Annotated in this window: 25 protein-coding genes; 19 read left to right on the forward strand and 6 right to left on the reverse strand. The window is 48.0% G+C overall.

Annotation, left to right across the window (positions count from 1 at the left end; translation table 11 throughout):
- The first annotated feature begins 5 nt into the window (after nt 1-5).
- Genes pelG through ACKKE8_RS03735 form a run of 4 tightly spaced genes read left to right on the forward strand, consistent with a single transcriptional unit; the run spans nt 6 to nt 4,602 of the window.
- Complete coding sequence (gene pelG / locus ACKKE8_RS03720; RefSeq protein ID WP_409176961.1) at nt 6-1,406, forward strand: exopolysaccharide Pel transporter PelG; 1,401 nt, start codon at nt 6-8, stop codon at nt 1,404-1,406.
- 31 nt (nt 1,407-1,437) lie between these two features.
- Nucleotides 1,438-3,162, forward strand: coding sequence for a CotH kinase family protein (locus ACKKE8_RS03725; protein ID WP_409176962.1), 1,725 nt, complete (start codon nt 1,438-1,440; stop codon nt 3,160-3,162).
- Nucleotides 3,159-3,893 carry a polyphosphate polymerase domain-containing protein gene (locus ACKKE8_RS03730; RefSeq protein ID WP_409176963.1) on the forward strand — a complete coding sequence of 245 codons (735 nt, stop codon included), beginning with the start codon at nt 3,159-3,161 and terminating at the stop codon, nt 3,891-3,893. The genes ACKKE8_RS03725 and ACKKE8_RS03730 overlap by 4 nt, the downstream gene beginning before the upstream one ends.
- 22 nt (nt 3,894-3,915) lie before the next feature.
- Nucleotides 3,916-4,602 carry a DUF4956 domain-containing protein gene (locus ACKKE8_RS03735; RefSeq protein WP_409176964.1) on the forward strand — a complete coding sequence of 229 codons (687 nt, stop codon included), beginning with the start codon at nt 3,916-3,918 and terminating at the stop codon, nt 4,600-4,602.
- Between the two features lie 67 nt (nt 4,603-4,669).
- Here ACKKE8_RS03735 and ACKKE8_RS03740 read toward each other — a convergent pair whose 3' ends face one another.
- The 3 genes from ACKKE8_RS03740 to ACKKE8_RS03750 all read right to left on the reverse strand — a co-directional run bounded on the left by ACKKE8_RS03740 (nt 4,670) and on the right by ACKKE8_RS03750 (nt 7,837).
- Complete coding sequence (locus ACKKE8_RS03740; RefSeq protein WP_409176965.1) at nt 4,670-6,064, reverse strand: DUF4832 domain-containing protein; 1,395 nt, start codon at nt 6,062-6,064, stop codon at nt 4,670-4,672.
- Between the two features lie 32 nt (nt 6,065-6,096).
- Entirely contained in the window at nt 6,097-7,251 is a 1,155-nt protein-coding gene (locus ACKKE8_RS03745; protein WP_409176966.1) for a response regulator, read from the reverse strand.
- Between the two features lie 265 nt (nt 7,252-7,516).
- Nucleotides 7,517-7,837 carry a thioredoxin family protein gene (locus tag ACKKE8_RS03750; protein WP_409176967.1) on the reverse strand — a complete coding sequence of 107 codons (321 nt, stop codon included), beginning with the start codon at nt 7,835-7,837 and terminating at the stop codon, nt 7,517-7,519.
- 221 nt (nt 7,838-8,058) lie between these two features.
- Here ACKKE8_RS03750 and ACKKE8_RS03755 point away from each other — a divergent pair, with 221 nt between their 5' ends.
- From ACKKE8_RS03755 to ACKKE8_RS03820, 14 genes are all read left to right on the forward strand, one after another.
- Complete coding sequence (locus ACKKE8_RS03755) at nt 8,059-8,514, forward strand: prepilin peptidase (protein ID WP_409176968.1); 456 nt, start codon at nt 8,059-8,061, stop codon at nt 8,512-8,514.
- 97 nt (nt 8,515-8,611) lie between these two features.
- Complete coding sequence (locus tag ACKKE8_RS03760; protein ID WP_409176969.1) at nt 8,612-9,454, forward strand: flp pilus assembly protein CpaB; 843 nt, start codon at nt 8,612-8,614, stop codon at nt 9,452-9,454.
- A gap of 3 nt (nt 9,455-9,457) precedes the next feature.
- Entirely contained in the window at nt 9,458-10,615 is a 1,158-nt protein-coding gene (locus ACKKE8_RS03765; RefSeq protein WP_409176970.1) for a CpaE family protein, read from the forward strand.
- A gap of 13 nt (nt 10,616-10,628) precedes the next feature.
- The gene (locus ACKKE8_RS03770) at nt 10,629-12,017 is read left to right on the forward strand and encodes a CpaF family protein (protein ID WP_409176971.1); all 1,389 of its coding nucleotides are present in this window, start codon (nt 10,629-10,631) and stop codon (nt 12,015-12,017) included.
- Complete coding sequence (locus ACKKE8_RS03775; protein WP_409176972.1) at nt 11,995-12,921, forward strand: type II secretion system F family protein; 927 nt, start codon at nt 11,995-11,997, stop codon at nt 12,919-12,921. Before ACKKE8_RS03770 ends, ACKKE8_RS03775 begins: the two co-directional genes overlap by 23 nt.
- A gap of 4 nt (nt 12,922-12,925) precedes the next feature.
- Nucleotides 12,926-13,861: a type II secretion system F family protein gene (locus ACKKE8_RS03780; RefSeq protein ID WP_409176973.1), complete on the forward strand. Its 936-nt coding sequence runs from the start codon at nt 12,926-12,928 to the stop codon at nt 13,859-13,861.
- 109 nt (nt 13,862-13,970) lie between these two features.
- Entirely contained in the window at nt 13,971-14,183 is a 213-nt protein-coding gene (locus ACKKE8_RS03785; protein ID WP_016740291.1) for a hypothetical protein, read from the forward strand.
- Nucleotides 14,184-14,293: 110 nt separating this feature from the next.
- The gene (locus ACKKE8_RS03790) at nt 14,294-15,727 is read left to right on the forward strand and encodes a vWA domain-containing protein (protein ID WP_409176974.1); all 1,434 of its coding nucleotides are present in this window, start codon (nt 14,294-14,296) and stop codon (nt 15,725-15,727) included.
- A gap of 30 nt (nt 15,728-15,757) precedes the next feature.
- Nucleotides 15,758-16,879 carry a hypothetical protein gene (locus tag ACKKE8_RS03795; protein ID WP_409176975.1) on the forward strand — a complete coding sequence of 374 codons (1,122 nt, stop codon included), beginning with the start codon at nt 15,758-15,760 and terminating at the stop codon, nt 16,877-16,879.
- Nucleotides 16,880-16,894: 15 nt separating this feature from the next.
- The gene (locus ACKKE8_RS03800) at nt 16,895-17,749 is read left to right on the forward strand and encodes a hypothetical protein (protein ID WP_409176976.1); all 855 of its coding nucleotides are present in this window, start codon (nt 16,895-16,897) and stop codon (nt 17,747-17,749) included.
- A 23-nt stretch (nt 17,750-17,772) separates the two neighbouring features.
- Nucleotides 17,773-18,495 carry a hypothetical protein gene (locus ACKKE8_RS03805; protein ID WP_409176977.1) on the forward strand — a complete coding sequence of 241 codons (723 nt, stop codon included), beginning with the start codon at nt 17,773-17,775 and terminating at the stop codon, nt 18,493-18,495.
- Between the two features lie 34 nt (nt 18,496-18,529).
- Complete coding sequence (locus ACKKE8_RS03810; RefSeq protein WP_056495069.1) at nt 18,530-18,931, forward strand: TadE/TadG family type IV pilus assembly protein; 402 nt, start codon at nt 18,530-18,532, stop codon at nt 18,929-18,931.
- Nucleotides 18,932-19,606, forward strand: a complete 675-nt coding sequence (locus ACKKE8_RS03815; RefSeq protein WP_409176978.1) for a Tad domain-containing protein — start codon at nt 18,932-18,934, stop codon at nt 19,604-19,606.
- Between the two features lie 122 nt (nt 19,607-19,728).
- A complete protein-coding gene (locus tag ACKKE8_RS03820) occupies nt 19,729-21,042 on the forward strand; it encodes a VWA domain-containing protein (protein ID WP_409176979.1) in 1,314 nt (437 codons plus the stop codon).
- A gap of 79 nt (nt 21,043-21,121) precedes the next feature.
- Here ACKKE8_RS03820 and ACKKE8_RS03825 read toward each other — a convergent pair whose 3' ends face one another.
- On the reverse strand, nt 21,122-21,682 hold the full coding sequence (locus ACKKE8_RS03825) for a hypothetical protein (protein ID WP_409176980.1): 561 nt from the start codon (nt 21,680-21,682) through the stop codon (nt 21,122-21,124).
- Nucleotides 21,683-21,889: 207 nt separating this feature from the next.
- Between ACKKE8_RS03825 and ACKKE8_RS03830 the strand changes: the two genes are divergently transcribed.
- The gene (locus tag ACKKE8_RS03830) at nt 21,890-22,666 is read left to right on the forward strand and encodes a DUF169 domain-containing protein (RefSeq protein WP_017249697.1); all 777 of its coding nucleotides are present in this window, start codon (nt 21,890-21,892) and stop codon (nt 22,664-22,666) included.
- Here ACKKE8_RS03830 and ACKKE8_RS03835 read toward each other — a convergent pair.
- Nucleotides 22,663-23,184 (reverse strand): DinB family protein, encoded by a 522-nt coding sequence (locus tag ACKKE8_RS03835; protein ID WP_409176981.1) that lies wholly within the window; start codon nt 23,182-23,184, stop codon nt 22,663-22,665. The two genes, ACKKE8_RS03830 and ACKKE8_RS03835, sit on opposite strands and share 4 nt — an antisense overlap.
- A gap of 65 nt (nt 23,185-23,249) precedes the next feature.
- A complete protein-coding gene (locus ACKKE8_RS03840) occupies nt 23,250-24,197 on the reverse strand; it encodes a helix-turn-helix transcriptional regulator (RefSeq protein WP_409176982.1) in 948 nt (315 codons plus the stop codon).
- Nucleotides 24,198-24,315: the final 118 nt, after the last annotated feature.

Raw genomic sequence — 24,315 nt, forward strand, 5'->3', positions numbered from 1 at the left:
GAAACATGGCGGGCATTGGCTTTGAACTGAAGAAAATGTTTCGGAATAAAGGGTATTTGTCCAGTGTGAAGGCGTATGCATTTTCTTCGCTGGTCACAGTCGGACCGATGCTGATTTGTATGGTCATGATTACGGTGCTACAGCAAATCCTTCTTCAATTGAATGTCAGCTATTTGGAAAGGATGTCTTTTTTAGCAGCTGTCGTTTATGCATTCGTGTTTTCGCTGTTAATTACCTGCGGCTTTTCCATGGTCGTTTCTCGCTATATTGCAGACAAAATTTACTTGCGTGAGTATAACGACATCATTGCGTCTTTGTATGGAGTTATCGCTGTTTGTCTAGGTTTGGGGGGAATTCTGGGCGGTGTTTTTTACTGGCTCGCGCCTCTGCCGTCTGGCTTCAAACTCGTAGCCTACCTTCTTTTTGTGGAACTGATCGTCGTATGGCTGCAATCCGCCTACTTGTCCGCATTAAAGGATTATATGCGCATCATTCGTGGGTATTTGGCTGCTGTTGCCGTTACGCTTCTGGCTGCGTTTCTGCTGTTGAATCTGACTGAGCTGGAAAAAGGAATCGCGATGCTGATCTCTTTGGATCTCGGCTTTTTTACGATGATCGTCCTCTCTATGATTCATCTGGAGAGTTTTTTCCCTAAGCGGGAGAGGAATTATTTTGATTTTCTGAAGTACGTGAAAAAGTACCCAAGTCTGCTTGGTGTGGGTCTCTTTTGTTCTCTTGGTTTTTATGTGCACCATTTTATTTACTGGCTGGGGAGTCCGTTGCAGGAGGTCGTGGCGGATACTTACGTGATTGCGCCTTTTTACGACGTGCCGGCGTTCTACGCTTCCTTGAGCATATTGCCTACCATGGTCATGTTTGTGGTATCTGTGGAGACTGCTTTTTACGAGAAGTATCGAGCGTATTACGGAACGATATTGGGCACGGGCTCGGTACAGGATATCAAGCGGGCGAAAACAGACATGGTTCAAACGTTGATGCAGGAGCTCAGCTTCATGATGGAGGTGCAGCTGTTCTTTTCCTTCGTTGCACTGGCTCTAGGCATTACGCTACTTCCGCACATCGGTTTTACGTCCGATCAAATCGAGCGGTACAACATCTTGGTCATCGCGGGATATTTGTACGCTGTTATGTTTGTGATCGTGCTGATGTTGCTCTATTTTGACGATCGGAAGGGAGCGCTTACGGTGACAACCTTATTTCTCGTCAGTACCGTTGTCATCACCATAGCGATGTTGCCCCTTCATAACTACGGTTTTTCATTTTTTATTGCTTCGTTTCTTGCACTGGTAGCCAGTCTCGGCAGGCTGATCTATTACTTGAAAAATATCGATTATTACACCTATTGCCTACAGCCGCTCTTTGTCAAAGGAAAGCGAATGGAATAGACGGGTACGCATAGATTGGGGAGGACTTAGGTTGAAGAAAAAACGATTCATACTGAGCCTGCTCGTAGCATTAGGAGTTGTATCGACTGGTTGTACACAGGATGCGCCTGAACAGCCAGTGTCAGACAACCCGCCAGCAACGAGTCAGGTGGCGTCAACTCAGCAGATCAACGAGGGTCTGATTGAGAATAGAAGCGTATACGATCAGGATGTTGATGGGAGCATCGTCCATTTATATGTGACGGTAGTCAACGAAGAAAATTCGAAACTGAAGACGACCACCTTTACGGAACTCAATCTAGCTCCTAACGGACGGAATGAAAAGGGAGAAGATCTCCGGGCCAAAGTCATTATGCAGGAAGGGTCGGCGGAGGGGCCAACTCAGGGGTACTTTGGTTTTGGCGAGATGAGAGCGAACGGAACGATTGAGCTGCGGGGGGAATCGAGCAGAAGAGCGGAACAAAAATCGTACAAAATCCGTTTGTTCGACAGCGCCGGATACTGGCGGGATCAGCGCAACATCAACTTAAGCAAGCACAAGTCTGACATGACGCGTGTTCGACAAAAGCTTAGCTTTGATTATTTCGAACAAATGCCCAATATGACCAGTTTGCGGACGCAGTTCGTTCAAGTAAAAATCAAGGATTTGACCAAAAGAAATCCGGACCGAGACTTTGTTGATTACGGTTTGTTCACTCAAATTGAACAGCCGAACAAAACATTTTTACAGGCGCACGGATTGGACCGAAACGGAAATTTGTACAAGGCAATTGATTTCGAGTTCCACCGTTACGAGGATCAAATCAAGCTGGCAACCGATCCTACCTACGACAAGAAAGCCTTTGAGAAAATTTTGGAGATCAAAGGCAGCGAGAACCATGAAAAGCTCATTTCGATGCTGGACGATCTTCACAATCCTGCGATCAATACGCAAGACTTTTTGGACAAGCATTTTGATCGGGAGAACTACTATACATGGCTGGCATCCAACTTGTTGATGGGGAATCACGACACGGCTGTTCATAATTTTTACTTGTACAGCCCTAGCAACTCCAACAAGTGGTATTTCCTACCGTGGGACTACGACGCATCGTGGGGGTTTTTTGAAGAAGAGCTCAAGCGAAGCCCGGAAAAAGGGCTAGGACAATGGCAGTTTGGCATTTCCGACTACTGGGTGTCGAATTTGCATCGCCGCATCTTTAAAGATCCTGAAAACATCAAAACGCTTAACGAAAAGGTTGAGGAAGTCAGCAAGATCATTACGAAGGAGCAAACGGAAAAATACTTAAAGAGCTATTATCCGATTGTGAGTAAATATGTGCTGCAACAACCTGATTTATATAATTTACCGTTGGATGTCTCCTATTTTCACAATGAGCAAGCACTTCTCTCTGGTGAACCGGAGCGTAACAAAAAGAGGTACTATGAGCGCCAAGAGAATCCGATGCCCTTTTTTATGGGGGAGCCAAGAAAAGAAGGAGATAAGCTCATTTTTGCCTGGGACCATTCCTATGACCTGCAAGGTGACGATCTGACCTACGACTTTGCTGTCAGTTACGATCCTGCGTTTACGAAGATACACGCGCAGGCCAAGGGGCTGACAGGGGTCCAATACACCATAAACGATCCGGGTAAAGGCCGCTTTTTCTGGCGCGTGATTGTTCGGGACAGCAAAGGAAACGCACAGACGGCATTTGACAGGGTAGAGTCCGAGGATGCGCTTTATCATGGGGTGAAGGAGTTCGTATTGAAATGAAAGGAATACAGAGCACGGGCATCCAGCTCGGCAACAAGCGATTGAGGCATGAGCTGAAGTATTATCTTCGGCTGAGTCATTACGAGCCGCTGCGACAGAAATTGCGTCTGATCGCGACTCCTGACCCTTATTCTGTGAGTGAGGAAGGGTATCATATTCGCAGCCTGTACTTTGACGACTATCACGATACGGCTCTCTATGAAAAAAACTACGGGGTTTTTCAAAGAAAAAAGTATCGCATTCGCATCTACAACAAAAGTGATGCAGTCATCAAAATGGAGCGAAAGAGCAAGTTCGGAGGATACATTTGCAAAGAATCAGCGTCGATCACGCGGGATGAATATGAACTGATTTTGGCAGGCGATGTTGAGTTTCTGCGAGAGACGGAAAGTGCTGTGCTACGAGATTTTTATTTATCGTGCAAAAATCATCTGTTTCGGCCTCGCGTCATTACGGATTATGTTCGAGAGGCGTATTTGGTGAGAGAAGGGAATGTCAGAATTACGTTTGATAAGTATTTGAAGGCAAACGTCAATTCACTCGATATTTTTGACGAAAACATCATGATGGTCAGAGCTATTCATCAGCCCATGATGATCATGGAAGTGAAGTACGACCAATTCCTGCCGTTCAATATTAGGCATTTACTACAAAACCTGAGTAATCAGCGATCGGCTATCTCCAAATATGTCATTTGCAGAGAGGAGACCAAAAGATACTATAATCTTTAGTGTGAGGAGAAGTCGGGAAACTATGGATACTACCAATACGATTAATTTTCAAGATATCATCAAAAAAAGCGTCCTGAAAATGGATCAATTCGCCAGCATCTCGATCATCGATACCATCATTGGGCTTGTGCTGTCGGGATTGATAGGTTTGTTCATCTACTATATTTATAAAAAAACGTTTCGCGGTGTCGTCTATACACATACCTTTAACATCACGCTGGTGGCAATGGCGATGCTTACTTGCCTGATTATCATGACGATTAGCACCAATATCGTGCTCTCTCTCGGGATGGTCGGCGCGTTGAGCATCGTGCGGTTCCGTACTGCCATCAAAGACCCGTTGGATATTGTCTTCATGTTTTGGTCGATCTCGGTAGGCATTGCGACGGGAGCGGGCGTGTATCCGGTTTCTGTCCTGGGATCACTGGTGGTGGCGGCTGTCATTGTCGTATTATCCAAGCGGCAAATGAAGGATGTTGCCTATCTGCTCATTATCAACTATCACGATGAAGCCAATGACGGGGTTAAATACCAGTTGAACAAATTGAAATACGTCTTGAAGTCAAAGACCGTACACAAAGAGATGGTGGAATTGATCGTGGAAGTCAAAATCAAAGGAGATAATACGGCATTTGTTCAAGATATTTCAGAGGTAGAAGGTGTGAAAAACGTATCATTGGTAAGCTACGATGGCGATTATGCACCATAATGATTAGAAGAAAAAAATCCCTTTCTGACTCCTTTACAGGTGGTCAGGAAGGGATTTTTTTGATGGATCAGTCTCGTACTTGGACAGCACCCAACGTATATCTTCCGTCCGAGCGTTTGCCTTCCATAGCAAATTGAATGCCCGGCTTTTCTGTATGGGGATCGAGGATCGCTACACAGAGGGTGTATGTTCCTTCTGGAAGATCATCTGGGATTTCCAAGCTTTGCTTGACGGTTTTCTTGCCGGGAAGCCATTTGCGGATGTCTTCATCCGTGTTGGTCTTGGTTACGATCTCGCCATCTTCATCCGCGAGTGACAGCTCGAGAATCCACGGGAAGTAAAAGGGAGCAACACCGCGGTTTTGCCAATCCATCGTCACAGCGAGACTGTCTCCGGGCTCGACTGCTTTGACATGTGTCTCTTTGGTGATGGAGAAGCGGTAGCCCATCGTGTTTAAAAAGCGGTCCAAATATTCTTGTTGATCGCCGTCTTTTTCGAAACGTGCGGGTGTATTCGGGCCAAGCCAGCTAATATGAGAAGCTTTGGCTTGTGAGATTACCTGGTTAATCGAGGAGCGAGTAAAGTAGCTTGTCAATGAGTCGGATGGAGAGAATTCTCCGCCGCTTGGCGCATACTTCCAAAAGTCGGGCATGGCAGGCATTTTTTCTTTGGTCAGCCAGGAGACGTAGCCCTTCTGTATCCAGGACAGGTAGCTGTTTGTATCTTCTTTGTTGCCGAACATGTCATTAAACAGCCCCAGTTTGTACTCCTTGGCAATTGGGTGTGGTCTGCGCATCAGCAGCATGGAATCAGAGAAGTTATCTAGATACGGTTGTACGTACTGATCCGTGATTTCTGTTGCAGGGAAAGGAATAGACGTATCGGTGTGCCATTCTCCCCAGTGACCGACGCTTCCCAGTTGTATGAAAGCAATACGGGGATCGTCCTTGTAGCGCTCTCCCAGAGCGTCAATCAATTCTTTGTGGTACTTGATGATCAATGGATTACTGTAGTTGGGACTGTAGCCTTTGCCATAGTCGTTTCGATACCACTCGCCATCATCAAAATGGTCATTGTCGCCGCCGATCTCGTTGTATAGCCAATCCGGTATCTCCATGTCCGATTTTTTATCAGGAAGATCCATAACGATGCGGAGGATGAACTTGACGTCTTTTTCTGTCCATTCTTCAAACCGGATCGCATCTTCGACCTCATCAAAAGCATAATCCCCTTTGGTTGGCTCGAGCATCCTCCAGGTTAGATTGGCATAGACGAGGGTGTGCTCTTGCTCATTATTACTCGTCCGTGAATCGGGAGCCAGTCCCATATAAGGGTTTTGTAGTACGTCTTGGGATTGCTTTGGCGAATAAGTCGCGGTTCCATAACTGGAAGCGGCGGCAGAGGAAGGTAGAATGCAAAAAGCAGCGAGAAGTACGCTGTATAGACCACTTCGGATCTTCATGAGTGCCCCCTAGATCTAGTGAGAGAGTATCATTACTTTTGTTCTGTCTCCTGTTTCCATATGTGATACCACTTGGTGATATGTTCATTTACAGTAGAGCCGAGTTCAATCTTCCATCGAGAGGTCAAGAGTTGATACTGCTCTTCTACAGCCGCATGATCGTCCAAGGAAGCGTACAACTGCATCAAGATTATGTAGCTGTCTTCTTCAAGCGGGTGCAAATGCTGAATGCGTTGGTTGACGTTGATCGCCTCTTGCACTCTGCCGTGTCCCAAATAGAAGCTGCTCATTGTTTTCGCGAGCTGAAGCCACATCCTGCGGAGTCTTTCCCGCTCGTACTCTGCCCACAAATAGTCGTAGTCTCCGAAATAATCGCCCGTATACGTCGCGAGGATTTGCTCATACTCTTGCATACTGGCAAGAGAGAGGGGCGGTAACTGTTTGAGACGATTCTCCCATTCTTCCACATCGATCACAGCTGAATCGATCGTCAACTTATAGCCGCCTTCTAAATTTCCTTTGTTGATCGATATCGTTTGGAGACCATAGCGTTTCAAGGTTTGCCGGATGAGGTAAATCGTCGTATATAGCTGGGTTACGCCTTTGCTTCCATCATAGTCTGGCCACAAAAGCTCGATAATCGAATCTTTGTCGATCATCTTATTACGGTAATGCAACAAATACGCAAACAGTTCGCGGGCTTTATTCGTGCGCCACTTGATCTCTTGCGGCTCCTGATTCGGCTGGTGAAACAAAATACTATTGAAGCATTGGATGGAAACGACTGATTCTTCTTCTTTAACAGGCTCGGCTTCTTGCGCGGACTTGATTCTCTCACGAAGACGGTCCATTGTTTTTTGCAATCGTTGAAGTTGTACAGGCTTCATGATGTAATCCAGCGCGCACAGCTCAAAAGCGTTGACGGCGTACTTATCGTACCCCGTGACAAAAACGATCTCCGGAGAGTTATCGATTCCTTGCAGACGTTCTCCGATCTCCAGTCCACTGATGCGCGGCATATTAATATCTAAAAATACGACATCTGGTTGAAGGGATATTGCTTGGTCGATCGCTTCGAGAGGATTGGTGTAGGCTCCGACTACCTTAACGCCGCCAACATCTTTTTCTAGCAATCGTTGCAGATGCATCAAGGGTAGTTGCTCGTCGTCTACCAATAAGGCTCTCATCCACTGTCTCTCCTTCAAAAAACGATAAAATGCAACAGATTGTCTTGTGAATCTGATTTGTTCATACTTTCTACTCTATCATCAAAGGAGAGGTTATCCAAATCTTTACGGTGGAAGGAAATGTGAATTTTTTAGCAAATTACGGTGAATTGCCAATAGGGAGTTAGTGTACTCAAGTGGTATGCCCGGGATTTTTTCGAAAGTGGAAAGCATGATGATTCGCTACAAAAAGTAGGGAATGTTATGCTTTTGTATTTTTCTTCGCCTAGGTCCCCTCCACTGTCAACTTCAGAACATGCTCCAACTCATCAAACGAGACAAACCGGGCTTGTCGGAACACTTCTTTTCCGTCCATAAACAGCAGGATCGCCGGAGCGGTAAATACGAGAAACTCACCGGAAAGATTAGGCATTTTTTCCATGGAAGCAACCATACTTTTCACTTGTGGGTATTGTTTCAGCAGTTCTACCGTTCTTGCGTAGGTGACATCGCAAACACCGCAGTTTGTCGTTTTAATGAACAGCAGGCTGAGGGGATGGCCCTCGATGTCTGTAAGCAGTTTAGTCAGTTCTACATATTCCTGCACAGTTCTCCACCTCTTGTTTCGTTGTCCTCACACATTACCATCAGCTTAACCTACGATTCGACAGATTGAAAAGGAAAAACGTCCCGCACAATCCCAGGAAAAAAGAAAATGAAAGCGATTTCCAGTAAAACACCCAAAAAAATTGGGTATTTTTGCAACAATCTTCTAAAATCCTTCGTCTGTAATGGTGAATTTTTCCTAAAAAGCAGGAAGGAGGACATATGGTGTTATCCATGTATGTCATCATTCCCATTCTTTTCGTAATGGCAGTCGCTATGTATACCGACCTGCGCAGTCGTCTCATTTACGACTGGCTGACGCTTCCGGGAATCGTTTATTTTCTCCTCGTGCATGCGTACCTTCATCCGGAAAAATGGCTAACCTATGCGATAGGCGCTATCGCGCTGGGTGGAATCTCACTGCTCATGGCGGTGATCAGTAAAGGGCAGATGGGCGGAGGAGATATCAAGCTGCTGGCTCTGGTGGGAGCGGCGGTTGGATGGCAAGCAGGATTGGTCGTACTCATGCTTACGTATTTGCTCGCGGGAGTCAGTGTACTTCCCATGTGGGTCATATCCAAGATGACGGGCAGAATGAAGCTTAACCGAGAGATACCACTGGCGCCATTTGTCGCTGGCGGAACCAGTCTGATGCTGGTCATGGTCATGTATTACTAGTCTTTTTCTCATAAGGATGTAGATTCGGAATCTTGGTAATAAAACGACAAATCATGACGCATGAATGGATTTTTCAAAAAAGAGAGGGAATCTTCAGATGTTGGAATCAAAACGTAGAGCAATCATCTTCCTTGTATTATCGTTCCTACTTGCTGCTCTGGCGGGCTTTCTGTTTTTGCAAAAAATCAAGGATTTGAACGCGCAGCTTGGCGAGATGGTGGAAATTTACGAGGCGAATGCAGACATTCCATCTCGGGCATTGATTCAACCCGACCAATTGACGGTAAGGGAAATCCCCAAAAAGTATGCGGATGATTCGTATGTGATCGATAAAGCCAGTTTGAAAAATCAAGTCACGATTGTCCCTTTGTCGAAGGGGGATATCATTACGAAAAACATCATGAAGCCAGCGAACGTTGTTCGGGACGAGAACAACAGGCTCGTGACGGTATTTTCATCGAATAATATCGTCTTCGACCAGGAGTTGGAAGCGCTAGACCGGGTCGACATCATCATCTCGCATGAGGTGAGTGGAAAGCCCGTAACGGAAGTGTTCATGAAAGACGTGCCAGTCGCCATGGTGGCAAAATCGGAGAACAGCTTCAAGGGGGTAGCTCTCGAGCTGCCGTTCGAGGAAGCACCGAAATTCATTCACCAGCAGCATTATGCCCAGATGGTTCGCATTTTGAAAGCGAATGTGGGCAAAGGAGACTTGGGTATTCCCGATCCGTTTGTGGAGCCTACGCCGGAACAGACGAAACCGCCTGGCAAACCAGCCGACGCCAAGCCTGGGACACCAGCAGTAACGCCACCTGCGGCACAGCCTGCCGGACTGCCCGCCGCCGTCCAGAAACCACCAGCGGCTCCGGTTCAGCCACAAAGCAAACCAACTTCGGTACCACCGCAGCCAACTAATCAACCACCGAAAACCGGAGGGTAAGTCATGAACAAAGATATGAAAATTCTCGTCGTTGCGGATTACGACTCTGTAAAAGACATGCTGAGGGAAATTCTGTCCGCTTACGAGCAAGTACGATACACGACTTCCATCGAAGTGAAAAAAGAAATTGACCGCATTGGACCCGATGTCGTTTTGCTCGTGCAGCCGGAAGACGGAGCAGGAGTAGAGCTGGTGCAGTATATACAAGGCGAGCTGCCGGAGGGCATTGTCATTTATCTCACGGAAAGACAGGATTTTGTCTTGCTGCGAGATGTCGTCCGTGCGGGTGCGGTTGAATACATCGTCATGCCTGATGAGCTGAACCTTTTGTCTGATCGTCTCGACAAAATATCCGATCTATCCCTAATCAAACAGAGAAAAAAGGGCGCGGATGTATCCGGCAAGGCTTTTGTGCGAGGACGGGGGAAGGTGTACTCCTTTTACAGCGGAAAAGGGGGAAGCGGGCGAACGCAGCTGGCAACTGGCTTTGCGCAAGCATTGAAGCTGGAATCTACGGCAAGTGTGCTGCTCATCGACCTCAATCTCCAATACGGCGGTGTAGAAACCTTCTTGTCGTTTGAAAACAACCGTACATTGGGCGATCTGATGCCGGTTATGGACGAAATCAACGAATTTCATATTCGCAACGTGGCGCAGAGGGAGAACTATTCCAAGCTGGAGGTGCTGGTCAGCCCGCGGGATGCCGAGACAGCCGAGAATATGTCCGAAGCCTTCGTCACCAGGCTGATCCGCGCCAGTCGCCGCAGTTATGACTTTGTCATTCTCGACCTGCCAACGCATATGAACGAGCTCAACTTTGCCGCTTTGTCAGAGTCGGACATGATTTACTACGTGATGAATCTGGACACACCGTCTGTTCAAATTTACCGACTCGTGGAAGACTTGTTCAGACGTCTTCGGATTGATACAGCAGGCAGGCTCGAAGTGATCGTCAACCAGGTGGGACGGGATAACGAACTGAGCGTATCGGATTTGAAAGGATTATTCAACGCTCCGATTACTGCTGAAATCAGCAGAGATCACCAAGGAGTGCAAGCGGCCGTCAATCAAGGCCGACCATTGCAAAAAGAACCGAATGAGAAGAAGCTCTCTCCGGCTGCGAAAGACATCAGAAAATGGGTACTCAAGAAACTGTCATAAAGGTGGGAGTTAGATGGCTTTATTCCGACGCAAGCAAGAGCAGACAGCGCCAGGGGATGAGGCAAAGCAGACGACACTCGCTACTACATTAGCAGCTCCTTCCTTCAATCCGTACATCGACGAGCTGGCTGAGCACTACAAGACCCGACTTTTGCGGGAGACCAATCTGGAGAGACTGACCAGCCTTCGTTCAGATGAGATGCGTCTCGCAATCGAACGTCTCGTCTCCCAATACATGTCGGAAGAAAAAGTAGTCATTCCGAGAAATGAAAAGGATATCCTGCTGACTCGTTTGATCAATGAATCGGTGGGACTTGGCCCGCTTGAACCGCTGCTCGCCGATCCGGAAATCACGGAGATCTCGATTAACGGACACAATCTGGTATACGTCGAGAAACGAGGAAGGCTGGAATTAACCGATTTAAAATTTCGCGACGAGGAACACTTGCGGCATATCGTGGACCGGATTGTGGCACCGCTTGGACGACGTATCGATGAAAGCTCGCCGATGGTCGACGCCCGTCTGAAGGATGGAAGCCGCGTGAATGCCGTCATTCCTCCGATCAGTCTCAATGGCACACTCGTTTCGATCCGTAAATTTCGCAAAGAGCCTTTCTTGATGGATGATCTGATGCAATTTGGTTCTTTCAGTGCAGCAATGTCTCAGTTCATTCAGGCCGTGGTGGAAGCCAAGATGAACGTGCTGATCTCCGGCGGTACCGGTAGTGGTAAGACGACGCTGCTGAATGCGACAGCAAAAGCCATTCCTCACTATGAACGTGTCATCACGATTGAGGATTCGGCCGAGCTGAAGCTGACTCACCCCAACTGTATCGGGATGGAGGCACGCCCGCCCAATATGGAGGGAACAGGGGAAGTCACGATCCGTCAGCTCGTGCGAAACTCCCTGCGGATGAGGCCAGACCGCATCATCGTAGGGGAGGTACGGGGTCCAGAGGCATTCGACATGCTGCAGGCCATGAATACCGGACATGAAGGATCGCTTACCACTGTCCACGCCAACTCACCACAGGATGCCTTCAACCGTTTGGAAGGGATGGTCGTCATGGCCGGGATGGATTTGCCCTCCACGATTGTCCGTGAATATATCGTCAGTGCGCTGGATATCATCGTCCAGGTCACACGCCTGTCAGACGGAACACGTAAAATTGTTTCGATTTCGGAAGTAGCGAAAACGGAAGACAAACGGGTGGAGGTCAACGAGATTTTTCGTTTCCAGCGAAAGGGAATCGGCGCAAAAGGGGAAGTGCTTGGCTACTTTACGGCAACCGGAGTGATCCCGCGGTGCTTGGAGAGGCTCCAAGTATTTGGAATCAATCTCGACGAATCCATGTTCAGGGCGGAAGGAGGGAAGCAGCGTGACCATGCCTATTCTGTTTAGTCTTGCGGTGTTGTTTGGTATCTGGGGCCTCTATGAATATCTCGGTTACCGGGCCAAGAAGACCGAATGGAAAAAGAAAGCAGAAGAATGGTTTGAGGTGAAGGGCAAACGAAAAAGCGTCGTCATCGTCTGGGGGGACAAATTCGACCAGACGCTTTATGCCAAAGAAATACAAAAAAAGCTGATCAAAGCAAATTTCCCTCTTGCGCCCTCCGAGTTTTACGGAATTTTGATTGTAGGGACGATGGGACTCGCTTTCTTACTCAGTAACGTGGTGAATATTCCCTTTCCTTACAACATCATTATTGGTGCAGCGGTGATGTATCTCATACAGAACGTGTTGTTCTTTGTAAGACGAAATAAGTATCAGGAGCGGTTGAATGAACAGCTGTCCGAGGTGTGCCGCCTTTTGGCAAACTCGCTGCGCGCAGGTCTTACGCTTTCGCAGGGGATCTCATTGGTAGCCAAGGAGATGAATTATCCCGCTGGTGATGAGTTTAGTCGCATGGCGCGCGAGCTGCAGCTTGGCGTTAGCTTTGACCGGGCGCTCTCTGACATGGAAAAACGGATACCGACGCGGGATTTCCGTATCTTTACTGCTACGCTGTTGATTCAACGGCGCGCAGGGGGGAATTTGAGCCAAGTGCTGCAGGAAATGGCGGAGACATTGGAGGATCGCCGCATTGTGAATCAGGAGATCAAGACGATGACCGCAGAACAGCGATACGTCTCCATCTTGGTGCCGATTATGCCTATTGCCCTGGTACTGATGATGAACATGATGAACGAAGGCTTCATTGATCCGTTGTTTTCCGGATTTGGTCTTTTTCTTCTGGGGTTGTTCGTAATCGGAACTCTCCTGTCCTATATCCTCGTAAAGAAAGTGACCAACATAAAGGTGTGAAAACATGGATGCTCTCATAATTACATGCGTGTTCTTGTTTCTCTTGCTGTTCTCCATCTGTCTGAAGGAGTGGTATCGCTACTCCATCGAGAAGCAAAAACTGCTCACACATGTCCATGAGGTGACCGGACACAAAAACTACGGAGTGCGCAAGAAGGAAACTTCATCCGAACGCCTGGTCAAACGCCTGCTTCGGTATGGAGACGACTATGCGGTCATGGGTCAGCGCATCAACTTTTTTAGTGAGTCACATGAGGTTGAGGACTGGCTCCTGAAGGCTGGACGCCCGTTAGATTTGACAGTTGCCCAATTTCAAGGAGTCAAAATATTCATGGCTTTGCTCGGCATCATTGCCGGCACGCTGTTTTTCATTCTTGGCTTTCCCTTGTCGCATCTGGGCCTGATCGCATGGCCGTTGGTTGGATACTTTCTGCCCATCCTTCTGCTGAAGAACAAAGCCCGGGATCGTCAAAATCAGCTTCGTTATGACCTGCCGGAATTTCTCGACACCGTAAGCGTCACCCTGCAAGCGGGGGTAAGTCTCGATCAGGCATTGCGCGAAGTCATCAAGTTTTTTGACGGACCGATTCGGGAAGAGTTTTCCCGTTTCAATCAAGAGCTGGATCTGGGTGTACAGAGGGAAAAGGCGTATGAACAACTGCTTCGACGCAACGATAATCCAGAGTTTCAAATGCTGATCAAAGCGCTCATTCAGGGGATGCGCCTGGGAGTACCGATTGCCGTCACGTTCAAGGCACAGGCCGAAAACATGCGAAGAATCCGTAAAGAGCTGATCAAGGAAAAGGCGGCCAAGGCGTCGCCGAAAGTAACCCTGATCACCACGTTTGTCGTGACTCCTACAGCGATTATCCTGATTGGCGGTTTGATGGTATTGAATATTTTAGAGAACCTCGATTTGTTCTCTGGCATCATGCCATAATGTATGTTTTGACTTTATGGGAGGTGATGCCCGTCACAAAGATGGGATGAGTAATGTGAACAATGTGTCTTATCAAATTCATTTTAACCATGAGGGGAGAAGATTTTTTATGAAAACCATGATGCAAAAACTGTATGTAAAAGTCCAAGGAGCCCTGCAAAATCAGAAAGGTGCTCAAGCCATTGAATGGATCGCGCTGGCAGGTGTGGTGATCGCCGTGTTTGGAGCAGTAATCACTTACTTCAAAGGTAATCCTGACGGTGTGGGAAAATCGATTGGTGAAACGCTTGGCAATATCATCGGAGACTTGGATGGGAAGTAATCTGAGTGAATGCGGTTTGGTTACAAACATTGGAAAAGTTGGCGGTGAAGGGCTTTCCTTCACCTCCACACATACATAGTAAATCTGTAGGAAGCAGGAGGTAGCAGTCGATGAGACTTGTGAAGGGAATTATTGCGGCCATCCTCCTTTTTAGCCTGCTAACGGCGTGTTCAGAAGAGGCAGGAAATCAACCGGAAACTCCACAGACCACGGATGGGCAGCCACCCTCTGTTCCATCAGGCACAGAAACACAACAGCCTCCAGACAAGACTGGTAAAACGAACACCGAGATGAGCAGAGAAGAAAAAATAAAAGCGTTGGAGGCAATGGTAAAGGCTGGCCCCCTGCTAAAACGGGAAACAACAGAGGATTTTTTGAACACTCCTCCTGGGCTTTTTGCGGGGAAGTCGTATGACGACAACAAGGAAGAGATAGAAACAGAATTGAAGAAATTGCCTTATATTGAAAATCCAGACGAAGAAATCGCGAATCTGTATTACCTTGCCCTCTTAGGTTTGTTCGCGGAGAGCTATCCCGATCCGCAACAAATTATTGATGATATGAAGATGGATTATTTCGGAAGTCCGGAAATCGAAGATCCTCGCTACCAGTACAAGGAAAACTACAATGTGGAGATTATTCTTGACGCAAGTGGCAGCATGGGTGCAATGGCGAACGGCAAGACAAGGATGGATGCTGCCAAAGATGCAATCAAAGCCTTTGCTGAATCATTGCCGCCACAGGCCAATGTGGCTCTGCGCGTATACGGACATAAGGGCAGCGGGAAAGAGTCGGATAAAGCGCTCTCCTGCGGCAGCAGTGATTTGGTATACGGAATGCAGCCTTACAACAAAGAAAAACTGCAGAGTTCCTTGAATCAGTTTCAGCCTGCGGGATATACCCCGATTGCCTACTCCTTGCAGGAAGCAATGAAGGATTTGAGCAAATTTTCAGGGGACAAAAACACCAATATGATTTACCTGGTTAGCGACGGTATCGAAACATGCGGCGGAAACCCCGCCGAAGCAGCAAAACAACTTTCCCAATCAGCGATTACTCCGATTATTAACGTAATTGGTTTTGGCGTGGACGGTCCAGGGCAGCAACAGCTAAAAGAAGTTGCCAAGGCAGCAGGAGGTCGCTACGTACTGATTCAGGATCAAAAAGAACTACAGGAAGAATTCAATCGTGGGAAAGAGATTGCAGACAAATGGAAAAAGTGGAAAGCAGATGCGTCCTATCAGGCTTTTGACACGCGCATATCACGTAAGACAGACATCAGTTCGTTCGCAGCAGACTGGAGAATCATTGCTGGCGATGAAAGCTACAATATGAATTCTGCCATTACGACCATGGGTGCGGATGACATGATTCCGGATGAACTTGCCAATCGTCTCCGAACCATGAAGGACGAACAGAAGGATATAGCCAAGAAAAAGGCGGACGAATTGGAGGACTTTCTGGATTCCTTGAACGATAAGTCCTATAAGGAAACCGTGAATGCGATCAACAAGAAGTTTGCGCAGAATACGAAAACAAACTAAAGTCGAAATCTCCAAAAGGAGGTTTGTGAAGTGAGGAATTGGATTAGAAGCCCAATTGCAGCGGCTACCTTTGCTTTTCTGATTCTTTTGATGAATCTGCTTCCGATTGCGGCTCTGGCATCATCTGTTAACCTGCAAGCGCCGAATTACAATGCGCCAAATTGGCAGCAACCGAACATGCAGGCGCCAGACTGGGAACAGCCGAATGTGCAGGCGCCGAACTGGGAGCAGCCGAATGTGCAGGCACCGAATATGCAGGCACCGAACATGCAGGCGCCGAACTGGCAGCAGCCAAATCTGCAGGCTCCAAACGTCAATCAACCGGACCTGCAAGCGCCGAATGTCAATCAACCGAACCCGCAAGCTCCAAACGCAACCGCCCCGACTACGAATATAGAAATGCAGCCACCCGGCGCAAACTCTGACGGTTCGAAGACGATGACGGAGACGCTTGAATACGGTGCAGTCAAATGGACGTTCAAGGACGTCATGGGCGGAACGCTGGCATACAGCGCTGATTTGCTTATGAACGGCGAAGTAGATATGGCGACGGGACTTCGGGGCAAAGGCATGTTACTGGGAGACCTGGCAATAAAAGGCCTTGATCTAGCCTTCAAGAATACGCCGTATGTAGGTACTGTAACAGGCTTGGGTGTCGATTCACTCGACGGGATGAACGCGTGGGCCAACTATCAATTTGTGTTGGCGCAATTGCCGAATAACAGCTTTCGGGATATTTTCCAAGGCGGTCAGCTGACGAATTCGGCAAATCCATCCGGCGTTAGAATGCCGGGAATCGTAAAAGGCTTAAATGTGGGCGTAGCAGCGATCAGCCTTCCGTTTGACATCATGGATACGGTCGGCAGTTTTGGCATGGCGTTTGATCCGAGCCAGAATGAAGCTACACAAAATGAGAAATTTGTGGATGGCGTCGGTAATGTCGGTAGTGTGCTGATGGATGCAGGGGTCATTGCTTCCGTCATACCAGGTGGGCAGGCGGTAGGCGGTGTGCTTGTTGTCACTGGTGCGGTTTTGTGGGGATTGAGCAAACTCGTGAAGTACGCTGACAAGCTAGCCGGAGGAGCGATTACCCGTGGAATCCGGGATGGGGTCGGAAAAGCTGTTGGATGGGTAAAATCCTTATTTGCGTAACGGAGGTCCTTGCTTATGAAAGTCGTGAATACACCACAGGTTCAGGCTCAGATCGAGCGGAATAAGCGTTTTTTAGAGAGGACAGAGCTGTATAATTACCCGGCCTACGTAGACGGAGAATATTACTACCATGTAGCGTACTGGAAATGGGGGAAAAAAGACGCTGTCGGGTACTTGGTGCTGCGACCGGATGGTGAAGTGGTTCGCCGCAATGAAGCAGAGCCCATCGTGAAACTGTTTTTGGTGCATGCACATGCAGGGCGCAAGATTAAGAACAATCTGGCCATCGATAAGGATAAACCGATCGAGATGTACGAGCAAAAATACGAGTATCTGAGGGCGCTTTTACCTAGCTACCTAGATAAGATGGACACTGTGCTTCGGCAAGATGCAGAGAAGCTAATCGACGTTTGCAAAACCATGCTGGAAAGCCGGGACCAGCTGCGTGCCATTTATGATCGAGGGATGGATTTGCTCAATCAATTCTTCGCTCGCAATTACGTCATTGCGGGAGAAGAAACGGCATTACGGGATGTGTTATTTGAATCCGACTACATTTTGTATGATCGCATTCGCAAGCAGGTGCTGATCAAAGACTCGGTGGATCGGCTTTACCAGTTTTTCCAATCCAATCGAGTAGAACTGGATCGGGTACAGGAGCAGAAACGAAAAAAACTGAGCGACTTGCTCTCTGTATACAAAGACAAAACACTGCGAAATATTGCCGATGAATCCGTGAAAAGCTTTGAGACGCATACGACAGGGAAACATGAGTCTTTCCATTCGGTTGAACAGTTGCGGAAAGCCCACGATAAGCTTAATATGGCCATTTTGGAAAACGGGCTGATGGATAAGCTGCGAAACCCTTAACAGGAAAGGTGAGAGATACTCATATGCATCCCTTCAAAGAGAGCATCCGTTTTTATGCACGGAACATCGAATCCTTGCTGCTCTTGTCCGCCGTGCTCGTGGTTCCATTTTTTATCATCCACAACTTTACGCTGAATTACCTGAATCTGATTGCCGCGATCACGGGCGCCAAATTCGTAGCAAGCTTTTTCAATCTGTTTTTACTTCTTCTGTTTTTGCTGATCCTCCAGATCCCTTTTGCCCAGTATGTCCAAAGTGATCTGAACGGCGATGAGCGTCCGATTCGAAAGGCATTTCGGACTTTTTTTGAACACAGCTTTTCCGTATTCGTATTTGGGATCGTGTTTAGCTTTCTTGTCTCTACAGGAATGATGCTGTTCATGATACCCGGGTTGATTCTGTTGATCTTGTTCTATCTGACGCCGTTTTTTGTGGTGCTGAAAAAACAATCGGCTTGGCGTTGCTGGCGAGCTGCCATGGAAATGGGCAAAAAGCATTTTTTCCAAATCTTTGGCCTGTTGCTAATGGTGAGCGTGGTGGAATGGCTAATCAGTTTGGCGGGCTTGTTCCTCGTCACGTCTATTACGGCGACCTTTGGGGCGGTTATGTTTATCGAGCTTTTGCTCAATGTGATTGTTCTCCCGTTTTTTGCGGTCATGTTCATGATGTACGTGAATAAATGGAAGGACGAGGCAGCAGGAGCGGAAGCGGCTGTGGCAGGGGGATTGCTGCTTGATGAAAGGTAGCTTGCAAATAAGTTCGAGAGGAGATGAGCGAAGAATGCGCCTGAAGAAGATCGTTTCCAATGAAAAGGGCTCGGTCACCGTAGAGTTTATCGCCATACTGCCGTTCGTCTTTCTGATCATGCTGATTTGCTGGCAGTTTCTTGTGGGCGTCTACGGCGTAATCATCTCTCAGTCGGCAGCAAATGAGGCGGCTAAGGTGTACGCCATAACGGGTAATTCGGGAGAAGCCATGCAAGCTGCGAAGAACGTGGTGGATGCTGCTGGAGGCTACATTTCCTACAATGGAGGCGGTATCACATGGGAAGGCAGCGGATATTTTACCGCCAAGGTCGGCGTGCAGATGGAGCTGGGGTTTCTTCCTGATTGGCTATATATCAAAAAGGAAGACCGATATATCTCCTTTGATCGGGAAATGAAAAGCAGGGTGATGAACTAGATGGTACGTATACTGCGTCACTTGCAAAATGAACGTGGAAATATGACGATCTTCACCCTGACGATTTACTGGTTTATGTTCATGCTGGTGTTTGTTGCGCTTTTCAACTTTTCGACCATTTTTGTAGACAAGGAGCAGGCGTCGAACAGTGCGCAGCAGGCGAGTATTGCGGCGGTGAAGGATATTTATGATGAGATGGAGCGGGCAATTGACATGTATGATGCGTCACCGGCTCGGAATTCTGACTATGATTATCTCACGCCAAGACTAACAGCTGCTGAGAGCTCGCTGAGAGCATCGCACCCCGATTGGTCACATAGCGAGATTGAATACGGCGCGATTGACTCGGTATTGAGCCGCGCATTGCCAGGCAATGTTGAGTTGCAGGGATATGTAATTCTAGGGTTGAGGAAGGCAACTGCAGAAATTCCTGGAGTAGTGGCAAAAGTGCTATCGGATAACAATGCAACGCTCAGCGGCTCGTCCGTCAAATTGTTCAACAGTGACAATCGGATTGAAGTAACAACTTCTGTAAAGTACGAATCGGAATCGATGGGCTTTGACTTTATTCCTGCTTACTCTGAGCAAATCTACCAGACGGGCGAAAGCAGACGGATCGGTTTTATTGATGAAGTAAATGACTGGTTTTACATCAATATCCCCATTCTTGGATGATGATGGTTGGTGATCATCTATGGGGTTTTCCTGCCGCTGTCCTGCCTGTTCATGGCGTTCATCCGAAAGAAAAACGCGGCGATCTGATCAACAAGGCAACAAGGCAAGGAGGATATGACCGAATGCGTAACACGAAAATGCGGATGTCGCTCTTGATCAACAGCATCATGATCATGCTGCTGCTTTCTGGTTGTTCACTGGGTGCAATAGGAGCGGGTACAGGGATCAGGCAAAATCAATGGCCGCAGACGACACAGGAATTGATTGCTTCCCAGCCCGGACCACTCGCTGGCACACAATTTTTCCACGCAGCTTATCCGCATCGAGCTGAGATCATACAGGTTTTGGATAAAATGCCTACCTTGGTCGACGGGATGAATGATGCTTACTTGGATTTGTACTGGAATCAATTGCTCACCTTGTTTGCCGAGGATTACCTCAGTCCTCAAATGGTTGTGGACCGCTGGAGAATGGCTTCGTATGGGAGTCCGGACATCGAGGACGCCCGCTTTCAGTTTCGGGAAAATTTCAACGTAGAAATCATCCTGGATGCAAGCGGCAGCATGGCTGGGAAAATTGGGGACAAAACGAAAATGCAGCTTGCCAAGGAAGCGATCCAGGAATTCGCGGAAGCACTGCCAGAAGAGGCGAGAATCTCGCTGCGCGTGTATGGACATAAGGGAAGCAATGCAGATGAGCATAAACAGCTCTCATGCGGCAGCAGTGAGATGGTCTATCCATTGCAAGCCTACGATGCGAAAGGTCTTGAGCAAGCACTTGCCATGTTTGAGCCGACGGGCTGGACATCCATTGCGCACTCCTTGCGTCTAGCTCAGGAGGATCTGGCGGGATTCGAAGCGGATAAAAATACGAATGTCATCTACCTAGTCAGTGACGGTATCGAGACGTGCGATGGCAATCCGGTGGAAGTAGCCAAGGAATTGTCCCAGTCCAAAATTATGCCGTTGTTGAACGTCATTGGCTTTGACGTGAATGCAGAAGGGCAGAAGCAATTGAAGGAAATTGCCCACGCGTCAGAAGGTCTGTATGCAAATGTGACGAACCGCGAGCAGTTCAAGCAAGAGCTGGAACGTGCGAAAGAAATTGCCCAGAAGTGGGAGCAGTGGAAACGGGATGCTTTGACAGAAGCAGATGCTGTGCTGATCGACCGCAAAAAATGGGTGGATGCTTATGACCGGGACTGGTACGAGAAAAACTGGCGGGAGAGCCTGAACATCGGAATGGCGATCGAGCATTTGTCTGTGAGTGGCAAGATTGGCAATGAAGCGAGAGAGTACCTTAGTGGGAAAAGGCAAGAAAGAGAAGCGTTGGCTACACAGTCCAAGGAGGAGCTTACCAATTACTTGGTGAGTCTCACAACCGAGACTTATCAGGAAATGAGAGAGGAAATTGAGGATAAATACAGCGGAAACTAACAGCAATGGGTTCTTTCGTTACAAAAGCGATTGCGGTCGCAACGAAGAACCCACTGTAAATGTAAAGGGTTAGGGTGCGTCAATCATATGTGAACGTAACGACCTGCTGCAGGCCTGGGTCCACTCCGATTGCCACATCATTTAGGCCATCTGTGTAATAAAAGTAACGCTTGGCGTCATTGGAATGAGCGTCAGAAGCTTTAACCAATTGGAAGTCGTTCGTCGCAAGCAGGTTTTTCGAGCGGATGAAATCTGATGCCGTCTTTTCCAAATCTGCTTCTGTCATCGTTTTTGTCGCCATTTCTCCGTTTATTCCAATAACGTCAATCGATAGAGAAAGAATTTGCTTTGACCTCGGTTCGATGATGGCGTGAAAGCCATGGACATCGCCACTCACAGGTTCGCGTTTCAGTATGGCGTGAACAGGGACTCCTCTGTATACCGAATTGGTTGGGTCCTCCAATGTGATTTCCCGATCAGTCGTATCAACATCCATCTGATAATATTGTCTAACAGCGGCTGCAGCGATTTGCGCCGCTTCTTCTTTTTCGAGCCCTTGCACTGCATCTGGTGAGCTGGAGGAGCATCCCATTAACAGAAAGACGAGAAGCGCCGTGCCCAGCCATGCGAACTTTTTCATTGTGAACCCTCCAGCCATCCCAAGTAATCCGTGTAGTCTTTTTTTATCCTAACAGGGATTGTTTTGACTCCCTATCGATTAACCTTTCCATTACCTTACGATGTTGTAAGCTTTGAGAAAAATGGAGGGAGTGACAGGACTTTGGGCAAAAAAGACGAAAAATTCGGAGTATGAATAGTGTAAGTGAAAAACGAGGGGGAAAATGGAATGAACGCCATCGAGCTAAATCAAGCGCTTCAAATGTATGTGAGGACCGAGACCTTTCCTGTAGGAGTTAGCATCCGAAAAGAAGAAGCCGCTCTGCCGTCAAAGGCAAAGCGACCTGTTCGTGATCTGGGTTATCCGATTACCATTTGCCAGGCTGTCGGTTTTTCACGACGTTATGGCTGGAGTATCGCGATGAATGGAGCCGATCTGTCCTGTCCGATCGCGCAGGTGGCTTTTGGCTATGAAGAGCAGCCGGCGTTTTATACAGAGGGTCATCTCGCCTGTGGGATGTATACAGATTCATTGGAAAATGGGGCGAAAAGCGAGCTGGATGTCCCGAAATTTTCAGCAGAAGAAAGCGGCTACTACGTATCATTTCCGCTGGAGCGGGCAGAGATCGAGCCAGATGTCGTCGTGATTTACGGCAATGCGGCACAAGTCATGCGATTGGTGGCGGGGATGCTGTACAAGCGCGGTGGATCGATTCCTTCCACCTTTTCCAGTCGGGCCGATTGTGCGGACATCGCAATCAAGCCGATCCAGACTGGACAGCCGCAAGTGATCGTACCGTGTTATGGCGACAGATTGTTTGCCCAGACACAGGATCACGAGATGGCCTTCAGCTTTCATTTTCGCGATGCCGCCGAGCTGGTGGAGGGATTAGTGGGAACGCAAAAAGGCGGAATCCGCTATCCGATCCCGTCCTTCTTGCGCTATCAGGCAGAATTTCCGCCAACTTATCAAAAGCTTGCGGGTATGTTTGGAGAAAAAAACTAACCCTTCAGTCGGTTGAGCTGGAGCAGGTGATGACGATAGTGCATTTCTACGACGGCAAACCATTCCTTTGCCGTCAGCGGACCGAAGGCTGGGTGAGCCACCGTGTGATGCGCAGGAATTTCGTCCAGAGTCGGTTCCAGCTCTTTCATTTGTGTGAGCACGCTGATGAGTCCATCACGCAATTGCTCCTTGCTCTCTGGTTGTGCAGGTGTGTACTCCGGGGAGGCAGGGACTTTCACGCGAACGGGAGGCAAGGAGCCTTGAGCAAATATGGTCTGCCCGATCTCGGATTTTTCGGTACCTGCTTCGGTGACAGCAGGACCACCTTGTCTACACTTCTCGATACTTCCCAGTTGAAAATACCGGGCAGATTGGATCAAGTGAAGGTACATTTGACCGATCGACCATTCCTCTTCACTTGGTTTTTGCAAGAGTTGTTCCATGGTGAAGCCTTCTAATTCATGCAAGTAGTGGTTTGTCACGTCTTCAAATTTGTTCACGATTTCTTTTGTATTCATGGGCGAATCAGCTCCTCTTGGTTTTCTTGTTTTTATCATAGTAAAACGCTACTGACAGCAGTATGTCAGTAGCGTTCGAATAATTTTTTGGCTTCTTCGCGCATTCGGCTACGCAAGGATTCAGGCGTAAGAACAACCGCATCTGCCCCCAACCCAAGTACCCAAGACAATATTTCTTCGATTTGTCTGACGCGCAATCTGACGAGAAAGCCGTCCGGATGCTCTGTAATCTCTTCTATAAAAAAATTGCCCGATTCTTTTACCCGATCAGCGATAGCTGCGCTGATGACGATCTGCACCTCCAGAGACCGATCGTCGAGAGGCTTGTAATCATCAAAATGGAAATGGTCAGGGAGGATAAAGCGGTCTTCCAATACGATCAGGCCGCTCATACGTGACAGGCGGAATCGACGAATATCCTGTCGCAGATCGCAATGAGCGAGAAGTATCCAAGAACCACGAACCAGCACCAGACCATATGGAGCAACGTCACGCACTGTTTCACGATCGTCATCGAGTCCCGGTGTGCCCCTCCGATAGCGGAAACGCACCTTCCGCTCATTGATGATCGCATCGTGGAGGAGTTGTGCATGCGCCTTTTCCTGCTCGTGCAGATTGTTTGCTCTGGGGCTTACGAGGCGAAAGGTTGAACGGATACGGCTGGCTTGTTCGCCTACATCCGCTGACAGGATCGCTTCTACTTTGCGCTGTACAGCTCTTGCGCTAATGCCAAAGTTTTGGTCAAATGCTTGCTCGACCAAGTCTGCTCCGATCAAGAGTGCAACGGCTTCTTCTACCGAAAAGCTGACGGGCGGCAGAAAATACCCTTCCATTAACGAATAGCCCTGACCGGGTGCCCCGACGATGGGGACGCCTGCTTCGCTCAATGCCTGCATATCACGATAAATCGTCCGGACGCTCGTCTCGAAGGTCGCGGCCAAATCCTCTGCGCGCAACGTACCTTTTCGCTGCAGCTCCAGAACGATTGCCAACAAACGGTCTGTTTTGTTCATGCTATGCTGCTGACCCCCCTCTCTATCCAGCTAGCAACTTTATAAAAATGAATGGACATCTTTAAAATTATTTTATATTTACCCTACTTTTTATTTTAACAGTTTTCCCTATCCTACA

It is taken from the genome of Brevibacillus fortis (assembly GCF_046196545.1).
Lineage (GTDB): Bacteria > Bacillota > Bacilli > Brevibacillales > Brevibacillaceae > Brevibacillus > Brevibacillus fortis_A.